Annotated in this window: 23 protein-coding genes and 1 tRNA gene; 13 read left to right on the top strand and 11 right to left on the bottom strand. The window is 67.7% G+C overall.

Annotated features, from left to right (window positions below):
* Positions 1 to 7 precede the first annotated feature (7 nt).
* Complete coding sequence (locus tag AC1D0A_RS07115) at positions 8 to 1,135, bottom strand: FUSC family protein (RefSeq protein WP_028276614.1); 1,128 nt, start codon at positions 1,133 to 1,135, stop codon at positions 8 to 10.
* A gap of 275 nt (positions 1,136 to 1,410) precedes the next feature.
* Between AC1D0A_RS07115 and pstS the strand changes: the two genes are divergently transcribed.
* The 4 genes from pstS to pstB all read left to right on the top strand — a co-directional run bounded on the left by pstS (position 1,411) and on the right by pstB (position 5,611).
* Entirely contained in the window at positions 1,411 to 2,532 is a 1,122-nt protein-coding gene (gene pstS, locus AC1D0A_RS07110) for a phosphate ABC transporter substrate-binding protein PstS (RefSeq protein WP_028276613.1), read from the top strand.
* A 210-nt stretch (positions 2,533 to 2,742) separates the two neighbouring features.
* Positions 2,743 to 3,675, top strand: coding sequence for a phosphate ABC transporter permease subunit PstC (pstC, locus tag AC1D0A_RS07105; RefSeq protein ID WP_230007456.1), 933 nt, complete (start codon positions 2,743 to 2,745; stop codon positions 3,673 to 3,675).
* Positions 3,676 to 4,785: a phosphate ABC transporter permease PstA gene (gene pstA, locus AC1D0A_RS07100; RefSeq protein WP_459383616.1), complete on the top strand. Its 1,110-nt coding sequence runs from the start codon at positions 3,676 to 3,678 to the stop codon at positions 4,783 to 4,785. It begins immediately after the preceding gene.
* Between the two features lie 46 nt (positions 4,786 to 4,831).
* Positions 4,832 to 5,611, top strand: a complete 780-nt coding sequence (gene pstB / locus AC1D0A_RS07095) for a phosphate ABC transporter ATP-binding protein PstB (RefSeq protein ID WP_018774898.1) — start codon at positions 4,832 to 4,834, stop codon at positions 5,609 to 5,611.
* Between the two features lie 8 nt (positions 5,612 to 5,619).
* On the opposite strand, the gene AC1D0A_RS07090 is transcribed toward pstB, so the two are convergent.
* From AC1D0A_RS07090 to AC1D0A_RS07080, 3 genes are all read right to left on the bottom strand, one after another.
* On the bottom strand, positions 5,620 to 6,636 hold the full coding sequence (locus AC1D0A_RS07090) for an inorganic phosphate transporter (protein ID WP_459383617.1): 1,017 nt from the start codon (positions 6,634 to 6,636) through the stop codon (positions 5,620 to 5,622).
* A 1-nt stretch (position 6,637) separates the two neighbouring features.
* Entirely contained in the window at positions 6,638 to 7,255 is a 618-nt protein-coding gene (locus tag AC1D0A_RS07085; protein WP_028276610.1) for a DUF47 domain-containing protein, read from the bottom strand.
* Between the two features lie 383 nt (positions 7,256 to 7,638).
* Positions 7,639 to 8,292: a hypothetical protein gene (locus tag AC1D0A_RS07080; protein WP_018774895.1), complete on the bottom strand. Its 654-nt coding sequence runs from the start codon at positions 8,290 to 8,292 to the stop codon at positions 7,639 to 7,641.
* Positions 8,293 to 8,494: 202 nt separating this feature from the next.
* Between AC1D0A_RS07080 and AC1D0A_RS07075 the strand changes: the two genes are divergently transcribed.
* From AC1D0A_RS07075 to AC1D0A_RS07065, 3 genes are all read left to right on the top strand, one after another.
* Positions 8,495 to 8,567 (top strand) — tRNA-Lys (locus AC1D0A_RS07075).
* 192 nt (positions 8,568 to 8,759) lie between these two features.
* The gene (locus tag AC1D0A_RS07070; protein ID WP_243178334.1) at positions 8,760 to 9,254 is read left to right on the top strand and encodes a MarR family winged helix-turn-helix transcriptional regulator; all 495 of its coding nucleotides are present in this window, start codon (positions 8,760 to 8,762) and stop codon (positions 9,252 to 9,254) included.
* 64 nt (positions 9,255 to 9,318) lie between these two features.
* Positions 9,319 to 9,666, top strand: a complete 348-nt coding sequence (locus tag AC1D0A_RS07065) for a hypothetical protein (protein ID WP_476945458.1) — start codon at positions 9,319 to 9,321, stop codon at positions 9,664 to 9,666.
* A gap of 46 nt (positions 9,667 to 9,712) precedes the next feature.
* Here AC1D0A_RS07065 and AC1D0A_RS07060 read toward each other — a convergent pair whose 3' ends face one another.
* Positions 9,713 to 10,831, bottom strand: coding sequence for a lactonase family protein (locus AC1D0A_RS07060; protein ID WP_476945457.1), 1,119 nt, complete (start codon positions 10,829 to 10,831; stop codon positions 9,713 to 9,715).
* 282 nt (positions 10,832 to 11,113) lie between these two features.
* Between AC1D0A_RS07060 and AC1D0A_RS07055 the strand changes: the two genes are divergently transcribed.
* Positions 11,114 to 11,944 (top strand): putative protein N(5)-glutamine methyltransferase, encoded by an 831-nt coding sequence (locus AC1D0A_RS07055; protein WP_476945456.1) that lies wholly within the window; start codon positions 11,114 to 11,116, stop codon positions 11,942 to 11,944.
* A gap of 37 nt (positions 11,945 to 11,981) precedes the next feature.
* On the opposite strand, the gene AC1D0A_RS07050 is transcribed toward AC1D0A_RS07055, so the two are convergent.
* The 5 genes from AC1D0A_RS07050 to AC1D0A_RS07030 all read right to left on the bottom strand — a co-directional run bounded on the left by AC1D0A_RS07050 (position 11,982) and on the right by AC1D0A_RS07030 (position 15,312).
* Entirely contained in the window at positions 11,982 to 12,437 is a 456-nt protein-coding gene (locus AC1D0A_RS07050) for a hypothetical protein (RefSeq protein WP_476945455.1), read from the bottom strand.
* A gap of 169 nt (positions 12,438 to 12,606) precedes the next feature.
* Positions 12,607 to 12,870 carry a GlsB/YeaQ/YmgE family stress response membrane protein gene (locus AC1D0A_RS07045; RefSeq protein WP_018774889.1) on the bottom strand — a complete coding sequence of 88 codons (264 nt, stop codon included), beginning with the start codon at positions 12,868 to 12,870 and terminating at the stop codon, positions 12,607 to 12,609.
* Between the two features lie 149 nt (positions 12,871 to 13,019).
* Positions 13,020 to 13,991 (bottom strand): aldo/keto reductase, encoded by a 972-nt coding sequence (locus AC1D0A_RS07040; RefSeq protein ID WP_243178339.1) that lies wholly within the window; start codon positions 13,989 to 13,991, stop codon positions 13,020 to 13,022.
* A 96-nt stretch (positions 13,992 to 14,087) separates the two neighbouring features.
* The gene (locus AC1D0A_RS07035; RefSeq protein ID WP_243178340.1) at positions 14,088 to 14,297 is read right to left on the bottom strand and encodes a dodecin; all 210 of its coding nucleotides are present in this window, start codon (positions 14,295 to 14,297) and stop codon (positions 14,088 to 14,090) included.
* A gap of 52 nt (positions 14,298 to 14,349) precedes the next feature.
* A complete protein-coding gene (locus AC1D0A_RS07030) occupies positions 14,350 to 15,312 on the bottom strand; it encodes an SGNH/GDSL hydrolase family protein (RefSeq protein WP_476945454.1) in 963 nt (320 codons plus the stop codon).
* Between the two features lie 134 nt (positions 15,313 to 15,446).
* On the opposite strand from AC1D0A_RS07030, the gene AC1D0A_RS07025 reads away from it, so the two are divergent.
* A complete protein-coding gene (locus AC1D0A_RS07025; protein WP_018774886.1) occupies positions 15,447 to 15,704 on the top strand; it encodes a metal-sensitive transcriptional regulator in 258 nt (85 codons plus the stop codon).
* A gap of 31 nt (positions 15,705 to 15,735) precedes the next feature.
* On the opposite strand, the gene AC1D0A_RS07020 is transcribed toward AC1D0A_RS07025, so the two are convergent.
* Positions 15,736 to 16,446 carry a FadR/GntR family transcriptional regulator gene (locus AC1D0A_RS07020; RefSeq protein WP_028276604.1) on the bottom strand — a complete coding sequence of 237 codons (711 nt, stop codon included), beginning with the start codon at positions 16,444 to 16,446 and terminating at the stop codon, positions 15,736 to 15,738.
* 190 nt (positions 16,447 to 16,636) lie between these two features.
* On the opposite strand from AC1D0A_RS07020, the gene AC1D0A_RS07015 reads away from it, so the two are divergent.
* The 4 genes from AC1D0A_RS07015 (at position 16,637) to AC1D0A_RS07000 (ending at position 21,467) form a co-directional block, all read left to right on the top strand.
* Positions 16,637 to 18,124 (top strand): four-carbon acid sugar kinase family protein, encoded by a 1,488-nt coding sequence (locus AC1D0A_RS07015; protein ID WP_243178342.1) that lies wholly within the window; start codon positions 16,637 to 16,639, stop codon positions 18,122 to 18,124.
* Between the two features lie 87 nt (positions 18,125 to 18,211).
* The gene (locus tag AC1D0A_RS07010; RefSeq protein WP_476945453.1) at positions 18,212 to 19,108 is read left to right on the top strand and encodes an NAD(P)-dependent oxidoreductase; all 897 of its coding nucleotides are present in this window, start codon (positions 18,212 to 18,214) and stop codon (positions 19,106 to 19,108) included.
* The gene (locus tag AC1D0A_RS07005) at positions 19,105 to 20,571 is read left to right on the top strand and encodes a GntP family transporter (protein ID WP_223914661.1); all 1,467 of its coding nucleotides are present in this window, start codon (positions 19,105 to 19,107) and stop codon (positions 20,569 to 20,571) included. The genes AC1D0A_RS07010 and AC1D0A_RS07005 overlap by 4 nt, the downstream gene beginning before the upstream one ends.
* The gene (locus tag AC1D0A_RS07000) at positions 20,571 to 21,467 is read left to right on the top strand and encodes a class II fructose-bisphosphate aldolase (RefSeq protein WP_476942678.1); all 897 of its coding nucleotides are present in this window, start codon (positions 20,571 to 20,573) and stop codon (positions 21,465 to 21,467) included. Before AC1D0A_RS07005 ends, AC1D0A_RS07000 begins: the two co-directional genes overlap by 1 nt.
* Positions 21,468 to 21,557: the final 90 nt, after the last annotated feature.

Here is a 21,557-nt window from a genome sequence, read left to right as displayed (position 1 = left end):
GCAGCAGCTACAGCGGGGGCAGGATGTCCCGGGCTTCCTTGGAATCCAGCCCGGCGGCCTCGAGCAGGTCCACCATGAGCGGGCGGAACAACATGACCACCGTTTCGCCCTCCAGCCGCTGGACGTCCAGTATCCGCGGATGCAGCCGGCCTGCGATCTCCCGCAGCTCCGAGCGTGCTGTCCGCAGGTGGGCGCGGCGGGCGCCGTCGTGGACTTCCGCCAGGCCGAGCGAGAGCTCGTCGACGGCGGCGGCCGTCTCCTGCAGGACCTCGGCGATGTTCTGGGTGGCCTCGTCGGAGAGCGCCGCATGGTTGATGGCGCTGGTCAGTCGGCGCGCAAAGACCCGGCTGTTGCGCAGCGCGAGATCGATGTAGTCCAGCGACTGCTCCATCTGGTCCAGTTCGTCCCGGTGCCGCCGGTAGGCTGGGGCCAAGGTTGCCACTTCGCCGGAGGCACGCAGCGACTGGCGCATGGCGTCGACGAGCGGCTGGCAGTTCCGGCCCCGGATGAGGGCGTGCCAGGCCTGGGTGGAATCGCTGTAGCTCAGCGCCGAGGCGCATTCCCGCAGCACCTCGGCGAGCTCGTGCAGGAGCTTCTTGACGTCGCTGCGGGGTTCACGCCGCGGATCCTTGGGAACGAGGACGGTCATCAGCAGCGCGAACACTCCGCCCACCACGGCGTCGATGCTGCGGGTGAACGGGCCCCCGATCGGTGCGGGCAGGAGCACCACGAGCACCGACTGCAGGCCCAGTTGCGTCGTGAAAATCGTCCCGCTGTCCAGGAACCTGGCCAGCAGGATGGAGAAAAGGAGCACGACGGCGGCCTGCCAGATTCCGGAGCCCAGCCAGTGCAGCAGCAGGTCTCCGACCACGATTCCGAGCGTGCAGCCCAAGCCCACCTCGATGACGCGGCGCAGCCGGGGGTCGCGGGAAAAACCGAGCGCAATAAGGGATGACGTGGCCGCAAACAACGGCCCGCTGTGACCCAGGACGTATTCTGCGAAAGCGTAAGCGCCCACGGCGCAAGTGGTCATCTGGATGGCCGGGCCCAGGGAGTTCCGGCTCCGGACAAAGCCGGTGCGGACCCGGCCGCGCAGGAATCGTGCGCTTGCGGAGAGTCCAGTCGCGGAGGCCATGCCCTCCAGTCTATTTGCTGCGCCGGGACGGCCGGCACGGCAGGACACGGCACGGGCCGCGGGCACTGTGCGGCTGATACGACTGTGACGCACAGAACACAATGGCGGCCCGGCATATGTAAGCCAATAGTCCCGCGTCGTTCACCGGCCGTTCACTTTGGTCCGCAATTCTCTTCACCTGGGCCACTTACGGTCGGTAAAGGTACAAACCCGTACGCATCCCTGCGGGCCTTCTCCGGGCCCGGCACTCACAGCCCTGGAAGGGGTACAACTCAGTGAAGGCTCTCCGCTTCGGCCGCAACGCGGCTATCGCTGTAATCGCCGTCGGCGCACTTGCGCTGACCGCCTGCGGTTCGGACAACGCAACCAACACGGCCCAGACCGCCGCGCCGTCCGCCTCGGGTCCCGCGGTCACCGGCACCCTGACCGGCATCGGTTCTTCCGCCCAGGGCGCAGCCATGGATGTCTGGAAGACCAACTTCGCTACCGCGAACCAGGGCGCAACTGTGCAGTACTCCCCGGACGGTTCCGGCGCCGGACGCAAGGCGATCCTCGACGGCTCGGCCCAGTTCGCCGGCTCCGATGCCTACCTCAAGGATGACGAACTCGCCAGCTCCAAGGAAAAGTGTGGTCCCGACGGGGCCATTGACATTCCGGTCTACATTTCCCCGATCGCCGTCGCCTTCAACGTCCCTGGCATCACGGACCTGAAGCTCGACGCCGCCACCGTCGCAAAGATCTTCCGCGGCGAGGTCGCCAACTGGAATGACCCCGCCATCGCGGCCATGAACCCGGGCGTCCAGCTTCCGGACCTCAAGGTCACCCCGGTGAACCGCTCCGATGACTCGGGCACCACCACCAACTTCACCGACTACCTGTCCGCCGTAGCCCCCACCGTGTGGACCGACAAGGCAGCCGGCGTCTGGCCCGCCAGCCTGAAGGGCGAGAACGCCAAGGGCACCTCCGGCGTCGTCAAGACTGTCACCGACACCCCCGGCGCCGTGACCTACGCCGACGACTCCGCTGTCAGCGGCAAGCTCGGCACCGCGCAGATCAAGGTCGGCGACTCCTTCACGAAGATCTCCGCCGAGGCAGCTTCCAAGGCAGTCGACCAGGGCAAGCCGGTCGAGGGCCGCAACGCCAACGACCTCGCCATCAAGCTGGACCGCACCACCACCGCCGCGGGCGCCTACCCGATCGTCCTGGTGTCCTACCACATCGTCTGCACCACCTACGACACGCAGGCCACCGCTGACCTGGTCAAGGCCTTCGTCAAGTACGCCGCCTCCGACGCGGGCCAGCAGGCCGCCGCCGACGCCGCCAAGTCGGCGCCGCTGTCCAAGACCCTCCAGGACAAGGCAATGGCTGCCGTCGACTCCGTCAAGGCCAAGGCCTAGGAATACGCTGCGCCGCGAGGCGAAGTGGAAAAGGGCATAGTGGAAACACGGGCCTGATCAAGGTTCCCTGCATCATGGCGGCCGCCACCGGCGGCCGCCATGGAGCAGGGAACTGACGCGTTTGTTCCATACATCAAGATTTGCCGGGCACCGGCCGCGGAGGCCTCCGCACCCGGCGCCCGGATCCCATCCAAACCGAAGGACCGTGAAGTGACCACCACCTCCCTGACCAAGTCCCGGGGCGCAGGCCACGCCGGTGACAAAGTCTTTTCCGCAGCCACCTTGGCAGCAGGGTGTTTGATCCTCGTCGTGCTCTTCGGCGTGGCACTGTTTCTCGTGATCCAGGCGCTCCCCGCCCTCGTGGCTCCGGCGGACAAGATCCAGGGCGGCGAAGGATTCTTCACCTACATCTGGCCGCTCGTCATCGGCACCCTCATCGCCTCGGTGATCGCTCTCGTGATCGCGACGCCGATCGCGATCGGAGTCGCGCTGTTCATTTCGCACTTCGCACCGCGCCAGCTCGCCTCCGGCCTGGGTTACGTGATTGACCTCCTCGCCGCCATCCCGTCCGTGGTCTACGGCGCCTGGGGCGTCGCGTTCCTGGCCAAGGAAATCTCGCCGTCGTACAACTGGCTGGCCGAGAACATGGGCTGGCTGCCGATCTTCCAGGGCCCCGCCTCCGCCACCGGCAAGACCATCCTGACGGCCGGAATCGTGCTCGCCGTCATGGTCCTGCCCATCATCACCTCCCTGACCCGCGAAATCTTCCTGCAGACCCCCAAGCTGCACGAAGAGGCCGCGCTGGCGCTCGGGGCCACCCGCTGGGAGATGATCCGGATGACCGTGCTGCCGTTCGGCCGGCCCGGAATCATCAGCGCCGTGATGCTGGGACTGGGCCGGGCCCTCGGCGAGACCATGGCCGTCGCGCTGGTGCTGTCCTCCGGAGCCCTGACCGCCAGCCTGATCCAGACCGGCAACCAGACCATCGCCGCCGAAATCGCCCTGAACTTCCCCGAGGCCAGCGGGCTCAAGGTCAGCACGCTGATCGCCGCGGGCCTGGTGCTGTTCGTCATTACCCTCGGAGTGAACATGATTGCCCGGGGAATCATCAGCCGGCACAAAGAATTCTCGGGAGCCAACTAAATGACCTCCACCCTGACTCCGGTACGCAAGCGCTCGGCGCTGACCAGGGGCCAACTGCCCAAGGCCGCGCCGTACATCGTCCTGGCCGTTGCTTTGATCCTCGGCGCGGCGATCCTCGCGCTGATCGGCTTCAATGCCTTCGGCTGGGGGATCGTCTCCGCCATTCTCTTCGCCGCCGGCCTGGTGGGCTGGAGCCTTGTTGTGGAAGGCGCCCGCAAAGCCAAGGACAAGCTGGCCACCTGCCTGGTTGTGGGGGCCTTCCTGGTTGCCCTGCTGCCCCTGTTCTCGGTGATCTGGACCGTGCTGATCAATGGGCTCCCCGGGCTCCTGGATCCCGGGTTCCTCACCACCTCCATGAACGGGGTCACCGGCGCCTTCGACAACAAGACGGTCGAGGAAGGCGCCCCCCTGCTGGGCGGCATCTACCACGCGCTCATGGGCACCTTGCTGATCACGGTGCTCGCCACCCTCATCTCGGTCCCCGTGGGCCTGCTGACCGCGATCTACCTCGTGGAATACGGCGAGGACCGCGCACTGGCCCGGGCCATCACCTTCTTCGTGGACGTCATGACCGGCATCCCCTCGATTGTCGCCGGCCTGTTCGCCGCCGCCGCGTTCTTCGCGGTGGTCGGCCCGGGCACCAAGACCGGCGCCGTAGCCGCCGTCGCACTTTCGGTGCTGATGATCCCGGTGGTGGTCCGCTCCAGCGAGGAAATGCTCAAGATCGTGCCCAACGAACTCCGCGAGGCCGCCTACGCCCTCGGCGTCCGCAAGTGGCGGACCATCCTCAAGGTGGTCCTCCCGACGGCGATCTCCGGCATCGCGTCCGGCATCACCCTGGCGATCGCCCGCGTGATCGGCGAAACCGCGCCGATTCTGGTCACCGCCGGATTCGCGACCACCATCAACACCAACGTGTTCAGCGGCTGGATGGCCTCCCTGCCGACCTTCATCTACACCCAGATCCTGAACCCCACCTCGCCGTCGAACCCGGACCCGTCCTCCCAGCGGGCCTGGGGCGCGGCCCTGGTACTCATCATCCTGGTGATGCTGCTCAACCTCGGCGCCCGCCTGATTGCCCGCATCTTCGCCCCCAAGACAGGCCGCTAGGCCATCCGCGCCCGCCGCCCCTACCTCCAGCAAGTGAAGGAACACCATGTCTAAGCGCATCGACGTCAAGGACCTGAACGTCTACTACAGCAAATTCCTGGCCGTCGAAGGCGTCAACATCAACATCGACGCCAAGTCCGTCACGGCCTTCATCGGCCCCTCGGGTTGCGGCAAGTCCACCTTCCTGCGCACCCTGAACCGCATGCACGAGGTCATTCCCGGCGCGAGGGTTGAAGGCGAAGTGCTGCTGGACGGGGACAACCTGTACGGCCCCGGCGTCGACCCGGTCACCGTCCGGTCCCAGATCGGCATGGTGTTCCAGCGCCCCAACCCGTTCCCCACCATGTCCATCCGGGACAACGTGCTGGCCGGCGTGAAGCTGAACAACACGAAGATCTCCAAGGGCGAGGCCGATGTCCTGGTGGAGCGGTCCCTGCAGGGTGCCAACCTCTGGAACGAGGTCAAGGACCGTCTGGCCAAGCCCGGCTCCGGGCTGTCCGGCGGCCAGCAGCAGCGCCTGTGCATTGCGCGCGCGATTGCCGTTGAACCCCAGGTAATCCTCATGGACGAGCCCTGCTCCGCCCTGGACCCGATCTCGACGCTGGCCATTGAGGACCTCATCAATGAGCTCAAGGACCAGTACACGGTGGTGATCGTGACGCACAACATGCAGCAGGCGGCCCGCGTGTCGGACAAGACGGCCTTCTTCAACATTGCCGGCACCGGCAAGCCGGGCAAGCTGATCGAGTTCGGCGACACCCCCACGATCTTCAGCAACCCGACCGAGAAGGCCACCGAGGACTACGTCTCCGGCCGCTTCGGATAACCAGGCTGCTACAGGCCGGCCACCGTCGAGAGCGCCAACTGCAGGACGAACGCGGCGGCAGCGGTGACAACCGGGGTCGCTACCCAGAACACCAGGATGCGGATCACCAGCCGCCGGTCGGTGCCCGGGAAACACTGGTTGGCGCCGGCGCCAAGGGTTGCCGCCGTCACCGTGTGCGTGGTGGAGACGGGCCAGTGCAGCCCGATCGCGCCCACCAACAGCATCACCGCACTGTACATCTGCGCGACGAATCCGCGCAGGGGATCGACCCGGGTCAGCCGGTAGCCGATGGTGTAGGAAATCCGCCACCCGCCCGCGAGGGTTCCCGCCGACAGCAAGACGGCCGTCAGCAGGGCCACCCACACCGGCACTGAACCGCCGTCGGAGAGCCCGGCCGCCAGCAGCGCCAGGATCACCACCGCGCTGGTGCGTTGGCCGTCCTGCAGCCCGTGCCCGAAGGCGACGGCGCCCGCGGCAATGGCCTGGGCCCGCCGGGAGCGGGTGTTGACGACATTGGGCGGCGTGTACCGGGCCGCCCAGCCCGCAGGCCAGACCAGCAGGAACGACCCCGCATAGGCGATCACCGGTGAGATCAGCAGCGGGAGCACCACCTGGGACAGGAGCGAGGCGTCAACGCCCATGACAGGGTTTCCGCCGACGGCGACGCTGGCGACCCCCGCCCCGGCGAGCCCGCCGACCAGGGCATGCGTGGAGGACGAGGGGATGCCGCGCCACCACAAGTAGACGCCCCAGAGGATGGCGCTCAGCAGCGCGGCCAGCAGAATCGTCAGGCCGTTTGTGCCCGGCGGCAGCGACAGCCACGCCTGGCTGACGGCCAGAGCCAGGGCGGCGCTCAGCCCGGCACCGATGAAGTTGAACAGGCTGGCCAGAATCACCGCCACTGTTGGGGTCAGCGCGCGCGTCCGCACGGCCAGCGCCACCGACGAGGACGCGTCCCTGAACCCGTTGAGGAATGCAAAGGCCCCGGCGCAGAGCAGCACCAGGGCAAGGAAGAAGAGCACCACGTCAGGATTCCTTGACGATGATGCTGCCCACCTGGGTCGCGATCCGGCGCATGTCCTTTGTGACTTCCACGAGCTGGTTCGCGACATCGCGGTTGCGCGCGTACTGCATGGCCTTCATCTCGTGGAGCATGTCCGCGACCCACACCCGGTGCGTGCGCTCGGCACGCTTGGCCAGGCGCAGGATCTCGATCCAGTAGTCCTCGAGGTCGTCCAGATTGTTCAGCCGCCGCATCGCATCGACCGTTAGTTCGGCCTGGCGGCTGATGATTTCCAGCTGGTCGGCGGCCCGTCTGGGCAGCCGTTCGAGCTTGTAAAGGGAGACGAGCTCGGCGGCGGCGTCGAGCTTCTCCATGGCCTCGTTGAGGAACCGGGACAGCGTGTACATGTCCTCGCGCGGCAGCGGGTTCACGAAGCTGGTGCGCATGTGGGTCAGGAGGGCAAAGTGCAGCTCCGCGGATTTGGCCTCGTGGTTGTGCATGTCCTCCACCAGCCGGGCATGCTCGCTGGCCGGGGCGCCGAGGATCTCCGAGAGCGTTCCGGTCCCCAGCACGATCTGGCGCGCCATTTGGGAGAGCAGGTTCAGTCCGGCGGACTCCTGGGGGAACAGGCGCAGCTTCACGTGGTGTCACCGGTCTTCCGGGAGGAGGTTCGCGGGTGGAGTCGGCCGGCCGTGTGACTTGACGGTGACCAGTGCATACGCATCACTTTACCGTCCGCGGCGGGTCCGGCCCGGCCCGACGCGGCGTGTGACGGCGCAGGTGAAAACCGGGCGAACATCAGGGTAAGAAGGCATGAAAATGGTGCCGAACCGGATACGCCTCTCGGCGGTAGGCCGCTCTAGGCGGCTAAATGTTGAAGCCCGGGGGTTTCGCGGTTCGGCACCGCTTTTAGTTTTCTACGTAGGTTCATGCAAGTCAACATTGACAGCCTGCCCGAGCCGTGCGTGTCCTGGGTGCTGCGGGCCCGTCATCCGGGCGCCTGCCGCCCGGCCCGGCTGGCCCCTCAGTCCAGTTCGCCCAGCCGCCACGCGTTGGCGGCGTGCTCGAGGTCCTCGGCCGTCTTGACGAGCAGATGCGAGTTGCGGGTGAGTTTGCTGGCGTGGTTTTCGTTGCTGTGCTCGGCGTTGTCCGCAAGCGTTGCCTGGCCCAGGGCCACCACGCGGCAGAACGCTGCGGAGCGTTCCAGGGCGACGTCGAATTCGCCGTCGAACGCCCCGGAGAGGATGGCGTCCGCCATGGATTTCATCTCATCGGCGCCGGGCGGTTCGGCCGCGCCGGCGACCACATGCGAAACCTGGGCCGTGTCCTTGCCCGCCTTGAAGTAGACGGAGATCCGCTCGGGATCCTGGATGGTGGCGGCCCGCAGGGCGTACAGGCGCCACAGCGCGCCGGGGAGGGACCGGGCGGGGCTTTCGGCCCACATTTCGGCGATTGCTTCCAGGCCCTGCTCATCGGCGAGTTTGACGAGCCGTTTGGTGACTTTAGGATCGTCGCTGTCCCGGCCGCGGCGCACGAGAGCCTGCGCGGCCAGATGGGCCGCCTCCGAGACGCGGGCAGGATCGGCCCCTCCGGCGAAAGGCTCAAAGTCGATCGGTGCGAAGGGCTTCGGCTTGTGATGCCGCGGGCCGGGGGCGCTTGATCCTGCTTGCTCGCTCATGCCCCCACGCTACTCCAGTGCCGCAAGGGAATCGAGGATCGGTGCGCCGTGCTGCCATAGACGCAGGGGGCCGACGACGCCGGTGCGGCCAACGTGAAAAAAGCCGGCCCGGGTCTGGGGTACAGTGTTAACGTCCAGAAATGGACTGGGCCGAAACGCGCTGCACCAGCGGATTTATCCGCTGGTTCGGGTCTCTCGGCTGGGGCCTTTAGCTCAGTTGGTAGAGCATCGGACTTTTAATCCGTGGGTCGTGGGTTCGATCCCCACAGGGCCCACTCTTTTAGCGAAGAGTGGAAAAACCCCGGTTTCCTGGCAACAGGAAACCGGGGTTTTTTGTGCCCGCCACCGGGGTCATGTCCTGGCGGGCCGGGGCCCCAGCCCCCAGGGCTCCGGGGCCCTGGGGCCCTGTGGCTGCAGCCCCCCGGATTGTACGGCTGGCTAGTTACCAGTTCCGCTAGGCTTGGCGAATGGACTCCCACGGCGCCTCCGGATACTGGTATGGCCCCGATGACAGCCTGGATCCTCCGGCGGCGATCCTGCAGGCCCTCCGCGACTATCGGATCTCGGAGGTGGCGACCAGGCGGTCCACCCGCGATTCGATGGGGATGGGTGAGACCGACCTGCTGGCTTTGCGCTACCTGCTGCGGGCCAAAGCGACAGGCGAACGGGTTGGCCCGAAGGATCTCAGCCGCGTCCTGGGCATCACCACCGCTTCCACAACGTCCCTGATCGACCGGCTGGTAGCAAGCGGGCACGTCCGGCGGGAGCCGCACCCGACGGACCGGCGCTCCCTTGTGATCGTGCCGACGGTGGCGACGGATTCCGAAGTCCGCGCCACGCTTGGACACATGCACCGGCGCATGATGGCGGTGGCAGAGTCCATGAGCGCGGAGGACGCCCGCGTGGTTATCACTTTCCTCCGCCGGATGAGCGCGGCCATCGGCGCCGAGCGGCATGACTAGCTCGTTTAACTAGTTATATGTATGCTTACTACTTGTTTTTTAGATCTCAACGAGAGTAGGCGCCGTGGCTGAATCCGCAACCCTGACCGGGGACCCCGCGACAGAGCTCCCGCCCGGTGCCCCGCTGCACTGCGGCGCACCCATGCAGTGGACCTCGCCGGAGCCGGCGATGCCCTCCTACTCGTTCGGGCCCGCGGACCCGTCCCTCGATCTCCCGGCCCTGTGGCGCTGTCCCTGTGGCTTCCAGCTCGACGGCGGTATCCAGTTGGGGGACGGACTCCACTTCGCCGACGGTTTCCAGGCGGAGAGCGTGTTCCAGCCGGAGGTTGGGTACCGGTTGGGCGGGATCCAGCTGGATGGTGGCGAACAGGGCGTCGATCAGGCTGCCGCGGAGCTTGCCGCGGCCTGCTGACCCAGCGGCCGCTTCTCACCAGCCCGCTCTTCACCGCAGCACCGCGTCAGCCGGGCCCCGGCTCCTCCCCCCGGGGCACCAGCCGGGGCCGGGCCGGCACCAGCGCGGTGGGGGAGGCCACCTGCAGCCGGTCCGCAGGGAGACCCGGCAACCCGGAGGCCGCGTCCAGACGAAACGTTACGACGTCGCCGGAGCGTTCGTGGGCGACGTGCAGCAAACCGTCGCGGATCAGATGGTGCCGGGGCCAGTTGCCGCCGCTGGGGACGTCGGCCACCGGACGCAGCGCCGCGCCCCCGGCCTCCACCTCCAGCACGCAGATCCGGTTCGAACCGCGGACGCCCACATAGGCGTACCTGCCGTCGGCCGCCAACGCGATCTCTGCCGCCGAATCATCCGGCTGCGCCCCGCCGGCGGCGGCGGGCCCGACGAAAGCGAGCCGGAAGTCCCCGGAGTCCGGCGACAACCCGGCCACAGCCACCTCGATTGAATACTCGGTCACCACAAAGACGTGGCCGCCCGGATGCTGGACCAGGTGCCGGGGGCCGCTGCCCCGCGGCAGGACCACCTCGTGGTCCAGGACCGGGCCCAGAGCCCGCTCCGGTCCGGAGCCCACACTCCAGATCCGCAGCAGGTCGTGGCCGAGGTCGGTGGTCATCACCCTGCCGTCGGCCAGCATGAGTGCCGCGTGAGCGCGGCTCGGCCGTTTTTCCCGTTCGCCGGGGCCGCCGCCGGGAGCCTCGCCGTACGGGTCTCGCGATTCGACGCCGGCCGTCCGGTCAACGATGCCGCCGTCGGCGTCGAGCTCATAGAACAGCACCTGGCCGCCGCCCCAGCAGCAGACAACGAGGAAACGGCCGGAAGGCTCGACGGCGACATGGCAGGCCGCGTCACCGGCCGGCCACGCCGGGCCCGCGGGCTCCAAGCCAAACCCGCCGGCCCGGCGGTAGGCCCGGACGGTCCGGGCCTGCTCGGCCACGGCATAGACCACGGGGAGAGAAGGGTGGACCGCCAGGAAGGACGGCGAGTCGGCCGGCGCCGCAACACCCAGCCACCGCATTGTGCCGTCCGCCGCCGCGGCAACCGCGCCGATCCCCGTGCCGCGGCCGCTGGAATCTGCCGTGTAGGAGCCGGTCCAGACGAGATCGTGTGCAGGCGGGGAGTCCATGCTGCCATCCTGCCAGCAGCCGCCGCCAAGGCATCCCAAGCAGGCATCCCAAGCAGGCGGCACAATCCGCCGCCGCAACCCGCCGCCGCAAAACCCCGACCAATCACAGCAGACCCCATCACAGCTGGCCGCGGGCGGCTTCGGTAGCATGGGGCAATCGAGCAACTGCAGCAAAGGAGGTGGGTCCCGTTCACGCAAGTCCAGCAAGGATGGCCGCCCAGCAGTGCCGGCCGCGGCCAGCTCACGGTGAGGGCGTCTGACACCCGACCGAAAGGCGCTCCCATGCCAGTAGTCCGCCATCTTTCCCCGCACGAGATACTCACGGCCAGGCTCCGCTCAGCCGGCTGCGTGTTTGCCGAAGACGAGGCCCGTCTGCTGATCGACGCGGCCCCGACGCCGGAGGCGCTCGAACGGATGGCCGGCCGGAGGGTCGCAGGCCTTCCCCTTGAACACATTCTCGGTTGGGCGGAATTCTGCGGACTCCGCATCGCGGTCGACACCGGAGTCTTCGTGCCCCGCCGCCGGACGGAATTCCTTGTCCGGCAGGCCGCTGCGCTGCTGGACGCAAGCCGCATGGCGCGGGGCGACGCCCCGGCACCGGTCGTTGTCGATTTGTGCTGCGGGTCCGGCGCTGTCGGTACGGCGCTCGCGGCCCTCGCCGGCCCCGCCGAACTCCACTGCGCCGATATTGACCCCGCGGCTGTGTCCTGTGCACGCACCAACGTCCTGCCCCTGGGCGGGGAGGTCCACGAGGGTGATCTCTATGCTCCCCTCCCGCCAGGCCTCCGGGGCCGGGTCCGGCTGCTGGCCGTCAACGCCCCCTACGTTCCCTCGACAGACATCGAAACCATGCCGCAGGAAGCGCGCGTCCACGAGCCGCGGGCCTGCCTCGACGGCGGCGCCGACGGGCTTCAGGTGCAGCGGCGGGTCGCCGCCGGCGCACGTCAGTGGCTGGCGCCCGGCGGCCACGTGCTGATAGAGACCAGCCGCCGGCAGTCCGCGCAGACGGCCGGAATCCTCCGCGGGCACGGGCTGGCGGCCCGGGTGCTGCGCTCGGAGGAACTGGGGGCCACCGTGGTGGCCGGCGAGCTGCTGCCCTCCGGCGGGCGGTAGCCGGCAGAGGCGGCGACGGTGGCCCCTCAAAGAACCCCTAGGGCAGTTTGTCCTCGTTCACGTTGGTGGCCGGGCCCGCCGGGGTGGCACCGCCCTCGTCCGACCAGTCCTGGCCGGTCTGGTCGGTGAGCGCAGGGTCGGAATGGACATCGCGGGCCCCGGGTGCCGGCGTTCCGGGCGTGGCTGCTCCCTGTTCTCCGGGCGTGGCCGTTCCGGGCGTGGCCGCGGACGTGCTTCCGTGGCCGGCATCGCGGTGGACAGCGGAGCTTATGACGGTACCGGCGCGGCGGGCGGCTTCGCCGAGATGCTCGGAGACCTCGGGGGCTTTGTCTTTGACCGTTTCTGCTGCCGCGGCCACCTTGTCCTGGACCGGCTTGCTGTGCCAGAGCTCTGCCGACCTGGCCTTGAGCTTGTCATAGGCTGCGCGGCCTGACCGCGATCCCAAGACGTACCCTGCTGCCAGTCCGGTGGCGAAAAGAAATTTGCCCTTCATGCTGTGCTCCTGCTCCCTGACGTAGGTGAAAAGTAGACGTTGTTGAACAGTTCCTGGACGGTGGGTGGCAGTGCCGGCCCATGCGGCCGGCAGGCCGCCTTGCTGTCAAAATAGTGCAAAAAACCGGCCCCGGGAATAACCCAGAGCCGGTTTCCGGTCAGCTTCCGTGTTAACGGGCTGAGCGCTTGCTGATCATGCCGTAAACGAGCAGGACGATGATCGCACCGCCGATGGCCAGCAGCCAGGTCGACAGCGAGAAGAACTCGTTGATGCCCACGCCGAACAGTGCGCTGCCAATGAATCCGCCGAGCAGGGCGCCGACGACGCCCAGGATCAGAGTGATGATGATGCCACCGCCCTGACGTCCCGGGAGGATGGCCTTAGCGATTGCGCCGGCGATGAGGCCCAGAATCAGAAATGCGAGAAAACCCATTTTTCGTTCCTTCTTCTTTCATAGAGGAGGCACCCGGATTGCCGGGTGCGCTACATCCTTCTGCCCTAATACTAATCATGCTTAGTATCAAAGAGCCACCCGACACCCGTGGGTTCGGCGGGCGGGGTGCCAAAACAGCCGACTGCGCCCTACCATGCGTAGTCTTCCGGAGCCGTCCTGTGGCCCGGGAAAATCTCGTCGAGGCGCTTGAGCGCATCGGTGTCGAGCTTCAATTTGTGCGCCCTGACGGAGGCTTCGAGCTGCTCGAGGGTACGCGGGCCGATGATCGGAGCGGTGACTGCCGGCTGGTGGAGCAGCCACGCGAGTGCCACGTCCGCGGGTTCCTGACCCAGTTCGGCGGCGAATTCCTCGTATCGCCGGATCTGTTTCTGGTGCGACTTGAGCGCATCGAGGGCCCGGCCCGCGATGCGCCGGACGCCGTCGTTCTCCTTCTTCAGCACTCCGCCGAGCAGGCCGCCGTGCAACGGCGACCATGGCAGGATCCCCAGGCCATACTGCTGGGCGGCCGGGATGACCTCCAGTTCCACGTCCCGGGTCAGCAGGTTGTAAATCGACTGCTCGCTGACCAGCCCGTTGTAGTTGCGGCGGCCGGCGGTTTCCTGGGCCCGGGCGATGTGCCAGCCGGCGAAGTTGCTGCTGCCGGAGTATAGGATCTTGCCTTGCTGGACGGCGACCTCGATAGCCTGCCAGATCTCATCCCAAGGCGTGTTCCGGTCCACGTGATGGAACTGGTACAGATCGATGTAGTCCGTCTGCAGCCGTTTCAGGCTGGCGTCCAGCGCCCGGCGGATGTGCAGTGCCGAGAGTTTGGACTCGTTGGGCCGGTCGGTCATGGTGCCGAACAACTTGGTGGCAAGCACCGTGCGCTCGCGGCGCTCGCCCCCCTGGGCGAACCAGCGGCCGACTATCTCCTCCGTCCAGCCGCGGTGGCTGGACCCGCCATACACATTGGCCGTGTCGACGAAGTTGATGCCGGCGGCCTGCGCGGTGTCCAGGATGGCGAAGGCCTGCGTCTCCTCGGTCTGCGGGCCAAAGTTCATGGTGCCCAGGCAAAGGCGCGAGACTGTCAGGCCGGAGCGGCCCAGATGCGTATAGCGCATGAAGTTTTCCTCTCCGCCCTGGCCTCCTCTGCCCTGACGGGTTGCGGGTTTCTCCGGAGCGGGGCGGTGCGTGCCGGCCCGCTCCGGAGTCTGGCGTCAACGCTCCAGGCGGAACCCCAGCTTGATGGTGACCTGCCAGTCGGCGACCTGCCCGTTTTCAAGGTGGCCGCGGATCTCCTTGACTTCGAACCAGTCAAGGTTCCGGAGGGTCTTGGCGGCCTCGGCGATGCCGTTCCGGACGGCCGCATCGACGCCCTCGCTCGAGGTTCCGACAATTTCAGAAATGCTGTAAGTGTGATTAGACAACTTCGCTCCTCGTGATCGCCATCGATGCCCGGCTGTGGGCCGTTCCTGCAGACTAGCCGACCGAACCCGGCCGGACTAGGGGTTTGTGCCCGGAGTCCGGGACCCCGGGAGGCGGTCCGGGCAGCGGGCGTTTGGCCTGCCGGGGCGGGGCGTCTGCGCGCGGCCTGATCCGGCTCACCATCCAGGGCAGCATGTAGTGCGCCATCCAAGCCAGGTCACCGGCCCGGGTCTCCCGCCAGTTGCCCGGCGGCATCGGCTTCGGCTCCAGCGGCCGCAGGCGGTGTGGCACGCTGAGCGTGTCCAGGACCATGGCCGCAATGGTGTGGTGTCCCAGCGGCGAGAAGTGCAGGCGGTCCGGATCCCACATCCGCGGATCGCTCAGTTGCCGCAGGGCCCACAAGTCGGCGATGACGACATCATGCCGGGCGGCGATGACACGGATGTTCTCGTTGAATACCGCGACCTTCCCCCGGATGTGTCCGAACACGGCGGTCTCGCCCCAGTCCGGCCCGGTGAAGAGGACCACCGTGGCCCCGGTGGCGGAGAGGGCTGCCACGGCGTCGTCCAGGGCGGCGGCCATCCGGTCCGGATCGCCGCGATGAAACACGAGATCGTTCCCGCCGGCGGAGAGCGAGACGAGGTCAGGCTTCAGGTTCAGGGCCGGTCCGAGTTGCTGGTCGAGGATTTCGCGCAGGACCAGGCCGCTGATGGCAAGGTTTGCGTACCCGAACTCGCGGCGGCCCTCGCCGAGTTCCTCGGCGATGCGGTCCGCCCACCCCCGAATGCCCCCGGGGCTCAGCGGTTCCGGGTCGCCGACGCCTGCCGTGAACGAGTCGCCCAAGGCGACATACCGGCTCCACGGCCGGGAACGCAGGTCACCGGCAGGCCCGCGTGCGGAGGTCTGATCCCCTGGATGCCACGGCCCCGCGGCGGGGAGGTTGACGCCGGTACCGCCGGCGTCCGGCTCTAGGAACCTGGCGGCGTTCACATCACCAGCAATACGCCGATATTCCATGCCTCGCTAGGTACTTATGCCCCTAGCGGGGCGGCATGAGGCCGCGGCGGCCACCCCTGGCCGTCCGCCACCCGGGAGGCGAAATACTCAGGGGGGTATAATGGGGAGCCTGACGCATCGAACCGGAGGAACCAATGGAACTCGATCCCACTGACATGAAGCCTGTTATTAACCGGCTTCGCCGCGCCCAGGGCCAGCTCGCGGCCGTCACCAGGATGATCGAGGAGGGCCGTGACTGCAAGAGCGTCGTGACCCAGCTGGCGGCCGTGTCGAGTGCCCTGGACAAGGCTGGATTCTCCATCATTGCCACGGGCCTGCAGCAGTGCATGCAGCAGGAAGACCCCAGCCTGGACCGCGCCGAACTCGAGAAGCTCTTCCTCTCACTCGCCTGAGCTCATCATCCGGGCAAAGCGCGGGACCGCGTCAGGCGGGGCCGCCGGCCAGCACGAAGGTCTTCAGGTCGTCAAGGGTCTGCTGCATGTGGGCGTCCATGGCGTCGCGGGCGCGGTGCGGGTCGCGGGAGGCCAGGGCGTCAGCGATGTTCTGATGGTGCCCGATGGCGTGCTCCTGGATCTCCGGCACCTTGGAAGTTTCCGTCCGCCGTTTTTCCAGCACGCGGTGCAAGGGTTCGAATAACACGGCGACGAAGACGTTTTCCGAGGCCTGCAGGATGAGGTCGTGGAAAGCGAGGTCTTCCTCCACGAATGCCGCGAGATCATTCCTCTCGTGGGCCAGCCGCATCCTGTCGACGTGCGCGCGGAGGGCCTCGATGTCCGTGTCCGACATCCGCCCGGCAGCCAGTTCGCAGGCGCCCGTCTCCAGCATCCGCCGGAGCTCGATGAGCTGGATGGCGGCCGAGGCGTCATTTGTGCCCTCCGAGGCTGCCCGCAGTACGGCGTCCAGGGATCCCCAGCGGTTCACCGGGTTCACGAACGTGCCCCGGCCGCGTTCCACGCTGAGGATCCGCTGGGCTTCAAGGGTCTTCATGGCCTCGCGCACGGTCATGCGGCTGACTTCGTGCCGGGAGCTGAGCTCCAGTTCGCCGGGGACGCTCGCGCCGGGCGGAAACTCGCCGCCAATAATCCGGTCCAGCAGTTCGTCGGCCACAACGCCGACCAGCGATTTCCTAGCCAATTCTCCCCGTCCAGCGACTTGTTGCCTGATGGCGTGCTCCGTGATGGCCAAGTCTACTTGCGCGTCGTTGTGCCATATGCCACACTAGCATTCATATGCAAGATGTCTGACATCTTACATTTTGTTCCTGCTGCGGCTCGCGGAGAACCGCAGTTTTCCACTGACAGATCCACACACAATGGAGTGCATAGTGCCCCTCGAAGCAGACGTGCTGGCCGCTTTCCCCGCGGAAGTACAGATCCCCGCCCGGCTGGTGGCAGACAGCGTGGCCGCCTCCTCCGAGGCATCCCCCCGTGTCCTGGTCGTACTCGACGACGACCCCACCGGCACCCAGTCCGTGGCGAACCTGCCGGTCCTCACCCGCTGGGAAGTGGCGGACTTTGCCTGGGCGTTCGCCTACGAAGTCAACGGCCAGCGCCAGCGCGCGGTCTACGTGCTGACCAACACCCGCAGCCTTGACCCTGCCGAGGCGGCTGCCCGCAACGAGGAGATCGTCCGCAACGCACTCGCGGCCGCAGCGTCCGCTGAACCCGCGCTTCGGCTCAGCTTTGTCAGCCGCAGCGACTCCACCCTCCGCGGACACTACCCGCTCGAACCGGACGTCATCGCCGCCACCGTCACCGCCGTCAACGGCGAGAAGACGGACGGCGTCGTGATCGTTCCCGCGTTCCCCGACGCCGGCCGCGTGACGGTCGGCGGCGTGCACTTCACCCGCGGCACAGGCAAGGACGCCGGGCAGCTCACCCCCGTGGCCGAGACCGAATTCGCCCGCGACGCCAGCTTCGGCTTCGCCAACTCGGAGATGGCCAAGTACGTCGAGGAGAAGTCGAACGGCCGGTTCCCCGCGGATTCGGTGATCGTGCTGGATCTGGACATCATCCGGGCGTCCGCCGATCCGATGATCTCCGCCAAGGCCATTGCCGATGCCATCGATGCCGCCACGGATTCGACTCCGATCGTGGCGGACATCGTCACCGAAAACGACTTACGGGCGCTGGCCCTGGGCCTGGAAGAAGCGGAAAGCCGCGGCAAGAAGCTGCTCTACCGCGTGGGCCCGCCGTTTGTCCGGGCACGGATCGGCCAGGAAATCCGCACCGAACTCAGCGGCGAGGAAGCCTATGCGGGCAATACCCCCTCGGAAGCCGGCGGCCTGATCGTGGTCGGCTCGCACGTCGGTGTCACCACCCGCCAGCTCAACGCCCTCACCGAGCAGCACAGCGCGGCCCGGATCGTGGAGATCGACGTCGAGAAGCTCCTCGGCGACAACGCGGGGGAGTACCTGGACGAAACCGTGGACACGGTGGTCGCTGCACTCCGCGGCGGCGACGTGATCGTGCACACGAGCCGGCTCCTGATCAAGACCTCCGACGCCGCCGAAAGCCTGCGAATCGCCCGCACCGTCTCCGCCGCCGTCGTCGCGGTGGTGAACCGCACGCTGAAGACTTTCCCGCCCCGCTTCGTGATCGCCAAGGGCGGCATCACGTCCTCGGACGTGGCCGCACACGGCCTGGAAATCCGGCACGCGATAGTCCGCGGGCCCATGCTGCCGGGCATCGTCAGCCTGTGGGAACCGGTGGACGGACCTGCCAAGGGCATCCCGTACATCGTCTTCGCCGGCAACGTGGGCGACGACCAGTCCCTCGCCGATGTCACGCGCAAGCTCAGCAACACCTTCTAATCCCCGCCGGCTCCCAGCCTTCACAACCTCAGGCAGGGCCCCCGCCGGTATGGGCCCAGCACCACACGTCATTCGATGGAGAACACCATGACCAGCAACTACACCATCACCGTCCTTGGCCTTGGCGCCATGGGCCTGCCCATGGCCACGCGCCTGGCAAGCGAGCTCACCGTCCACGGCTTCGACATCGCCGAGCCGCGCCTGAAGCTGGCCGAAGAGGCCGGCATCCGCACCTTCGCCTCCGCACGGGAAGCCTCGAAAGGCGCCGACGCGCTGCTGCTGGCAGTGCGCAACGGTGAACAGCTGGGCGATGTCCTGTTCGGCGAGCACGGCGTGGCCTCCGTGCTCAAGCCGGGCGCCGTCGTGATCCTGGGCAGCACCGTGGGCACCGAGGCCATCCCGGCGACCGTCGACCGCCTGGCCGAATACGGCGTCGAACTGGTTGATGCCCCGCTGTCCGGCGGCCCCAGGCGTGCCGGCGAGGGCGACCTCCTGATCGTGGTGGGCGCCTCGCCCGAGGCCCGGGAAAAGGCCCGCCCGGCCCTTGAACTGCTGGCCTCCACCCTGACCGTGGTCGGCGACAAGCCCGGCGACGGCCAGGCCCTCAAGACCGTCAACCAGCTGCTCTGCGGCATCCACATCGCCGCCGCCGCCGAGGCGATGGCCCTGGCCGACGCCCTCGGCCTGGACCAGGCCAAGACCCTCGCCGCCCTCGAAGCCGGCGCAGCGGGCTCCTTCATGCTCTCCAACCGCGGACCGCGCATCCTGGAGGCCTACACCGAGGACGGCGCCGAAGTCCTCAGCCGGCTGGACATCTTCGTCAAGGACATGGGGATCGTCGGCAAGGCCACCCGCGCCGCCGGCCTCGCCGCCCCGGTAGCCCCCCTCCGCCGTCGTCGGGTCCCCACCCCACTGTTCCGCCACTTTTACCTCACGGTTGAATCGTCGGACGACCTTCCTGTCAAAGGAGACACCTCTTCATGACCCCCCTGCTCAATTCCCTGATGGTGCGCGCCGCCGACGCGCCCGTCATCAAGCCGGCCGTGGAGCTGGGAACTCCGCTGCTGCTGACAATCGCGGCGGCCGGCGTCGCCCTGCTGCTGGTGATGATCATCCGCTTCAAGATCCAGGCCTTCGTGGCCCTGCTGACCGTCAGCATCCTGGTGGCCGTGGCCGCGCAGATCCCGCTCAAGGACGTGTTCACCGTGGTGGCCGCCGGGGTGGGAGGCACCATGGGCAAGGTCGCCCTCCTGATTGCGCTCGGCGCGATCCTGGGGCGGATGATCGAGGTCTCCGGCGGCGTCCAGTCCCTCGCCGACCACTTCACCGCCAAACTCGGCGCCACCCGGGTGGCCGTGGCCCTCACCGCCGTCGGTTTCCTGGTCGCGATTCCGGTGTTCTTCGAGGTCGGCATCATTGTCCTGGTGCCGGTCGTCTACGCCTTCGCTAAAATCGCCAACGTCCACCCGGTGAAGTTCGGCCTGCCCATGGCCGGCATCATGCTGGCCATCCACGTGGCCGTGCCCCCGCACCCGGGGATTGTTGCCGGTGCCGGCGTGCTCGGCGCCGACATCGGACTGATCGCCCTGATCTCGCTCACCATCTGCGTGCCGCTGGGCTTCCTGTCCTACTGGGTCGCGTCCATCATGAACCGCAAGACCTACGAGCTGCTGCCGGCCGTCAAAACCCAGGTGGACGAGTTCGGCTCCGCCACCATGGTCCGCGTTGGCCACGAGGGCCCGGGCAGCAAAGCCATCGCCCCGCCCCGTCCGGGACTGATCATCTTCCTCATCGCCACCCCGATCGTGCTGATCCTCCTCGGCACCGTCGGCACCCTGGTGATCGACAAGAACGACTTCTGGTACGGCGTCGCGGCTTTCGTGGGCAACCCCGTCTTCGCCCTGCTGGTGGCCGTTGCGCTCTGCTTCTTCCTCCTGGCCGTCCGCCGGCAGTGGTCGCTGACGGAAACCGGCGAAATCTTCGAAGGCGCGCTGCCTCCGATCGCGTCCATCCTGATGGTTGTTGCAGCAGGCGGCGTGTTCGGCAGCGTCCTGCAGGTGAGCGGAATCGGCAAGGCTCTCTCCGAATCCCTCGACACGCTCGGCGTTCCGCTGCTGCTGCTTGGCTTCATCATCTCCCTCGCCCTCCGCGCAGCCCAGGGCTCGGCCACCGTCGCGATCGTCACCACGGCCGGCCTGCTCTCCTCCGCCGTCGCCGGCGGCGGATACACGCCGGCGCAGACCGCCGTGATCGTGATCGCCATCGGATTCGGCGCCCTCGGCCTCTCCCACGTGACCGACGCCGGTTTCTGGGTGGTTGTGCGCTACTACGGGCTGACCGTCGCCGACGGCCTCAGGACCTGGACCGTGCTCACCACCGTGCTGGGACTGGCAGGCTTCGCCCTGACATTCGTCGCCTGGATGCTGGTGGGGGGACTGAGCGCCTGATGCGTACCCAACTGGACACCCTGGTGACCGGCGCCCTGCAGCAAGGCTCTGCCGTTCCGGCGTTCACCTGTTACGACTTCACCACCGCGCTCGCCGTTGTGGGGGCGGCCGAGGAATCCGGCCGGGGCGCCATCCTGCTGGTCGCGCCGAAGACCGCGGCAACGCCCAACGGGCTGCGGCTGATCGCCGCCCTGCGCGGACTCGCCGACGCAGCCTCGGTGCCGATTGCGGTGCAGCTGGATCATGCCACCGACCCGCAGGTGATCGCCGACGCCGTCAGTGCCGGGGCCGACTCGGTGCTGGTCGACGGGTCCTCGCTGCCGTACGAGGACAACATCGACCTGGTCCGGAACGTCCGCGCGGCCCTGGCGGCGCAGGGCCGGGCCGACGTCGTCATTGAAGCAGAACTCGGCGGACTCGCCGGCGACGAGGACCGGGCCTTCGGGACCGACGCCGCGGATAACGCAGGCGACGCCGCAGGCAATGTGGAGTCGGACGCCCCCGCCGGGCTCACCGACTCCGCCCAGGTGGAGGACTTCGTGGCCCGCACCGGGGCGCAGCTGCTCGCCGTGGCTGTGGGCAATGTCCATGGCAAGTACAAAGGCGAGCCCCGGCTGCGCTGGGACGTGCTGCAGGACATCGCCGTGCGGACCCGGATCCCGCTGGTCCTGCACGGCGCCTCCGGCATTCCGGCCGAGGAACTGGTCAAGGCAGCCGCGATGAACGTGGGCAAGGTCAACTTCAACACCGAGCTGCGCACCGGCGTCCTGGCGGTCCTTGAGGAACAGACCACCGCCCACCGGGCCGACGGCGAGAACCTCCAGGCACTGCTGGGCCTGTGGAATGCCTCGGCCAGGACCTTCGCGGCCACAGCCCTGGCCACACTCTCGCGCTGACACTGTGACTGCCAGAGCAGTATGGCCCGCATCCGGCGCGCATCCGGGCCATACTGCTCTGGCAGCCAGGGCGCCCCGGCCCGACAATGA

This window comes from Arthrobacter sp. P1_D4 (assembly GCF_056406115.1).
The sequence above is the reverse complement of the archived record's forward strand: the minus strand, read 5'-3'. Positions and strand labels throughout refer to the sequence as shown.

Bases quoted from the DNA above. Each gene is read 5' to 3' on its own strand.
- AC1D0A_RS07060 (WP_476945457.1), bottom strand. From the start codon at position 10,831: ATGGACTCCCCGCCTGCACACGATCTCGTCTGGACCGGCTCCTACACG.
- AC1D0A_RS07055 (WP_476945456.1), top strand. From the start codon at position 11,114: ATGCCAGTAGTCCGCCATCTTTCCCCGCACGAGATACTCACGGCCAGG.
- AC1D0A_RS07070 (WP_243178334.1), top strand. From the start codon at position 8,760: ATGGACTCCCACGGCGCCTCCGGATACTGGTATGGCCCCGATGACAGC.
- AC1D0A_RS07050 (WP_476945455.1), bottom strand. From the start codon at position 12,437: ATGAAGGGCAAATTTCTTTTCGCCACCGGACTGGCAGCAGGGTACGTC.
- AC1D0A_RS07005 (WP_223914661.1), top strand. From the start codon at position 19,105: ATGACCCCCCTGCTCAATTCCCTGATGGTGCGCGCCGCCGACGCGCCC.
- AC1D0A_RS07115 (WP_028276614.1), bottom strand. From the start codon at position 1,135: ATGGCCTCCGCGACTGGACTCTCCGCAAGCGCACGATTCCTGCGCGGC.
- pstA (WP_459383616.1), top strand. From the start codon at position 3,676: ATGACCTCCACCCTGACTCCGGTACGCAAGCGCTCGGCGCTGACCAGG.
- AC1D0A_RS07045 (WP_018774889.1), bottom strand. From the start codon at position 12,870: ATGGGTTTTCTCGCATTTCTGATTCTGGGCCTCATCGCCGGCGCAATC.
- AC1D0A_RS07010 (WP_476945453.1), top strand. From the start codon at position 18,212: ATGACCAGCAACTACACCATCACCGTCCTTGGCCTTGGCGCCATGGGC.
- AC1D0A_RS07000 (WP_476942678.1), top strand. From the start codon at position 20,571: ATGCGTACCCAACTGGACACCCTGGTGACCGGCGCCCTGCAGCAAGGC.
- AC1D0A_RS07025 (WP_018774886.1), top strand. From the start codon at position 15,447: ATGGAACTCGATCCCACTGACATGAAGCCTGTTATTAACCGGCTTCGC.
- pstB (WP_018774898.1), top strand. From the start codon at position 4,832: ATGTCTAAGCGCATCGACGTCAAGGACCTGAACGTCTACTACAGCAAA.
- AC1D0A_RS07040 (WP_243178339.1), bottom strand. From the start codon at position 13,991: ATGCGCTATACGCATCTGGGCCGCTCCGGCCTGACAGTCTCGCGCCTT.
- AC1D0A_RS07030 (WP_476945454.1), bottom strand. From the start codon at position 15,312: ATGGAATATCGGCGTATTGCTGGTGATGTGAACGCCGCCAGGTTCCTA.
- AC1D0A_RS07080 (WP_018774895.1), bottom strand. From the start codon at position 8,292: ATGAGCGAGCAAGCAGGATCAAGCGCCCCCGGCCCGCGGCATCACAAG.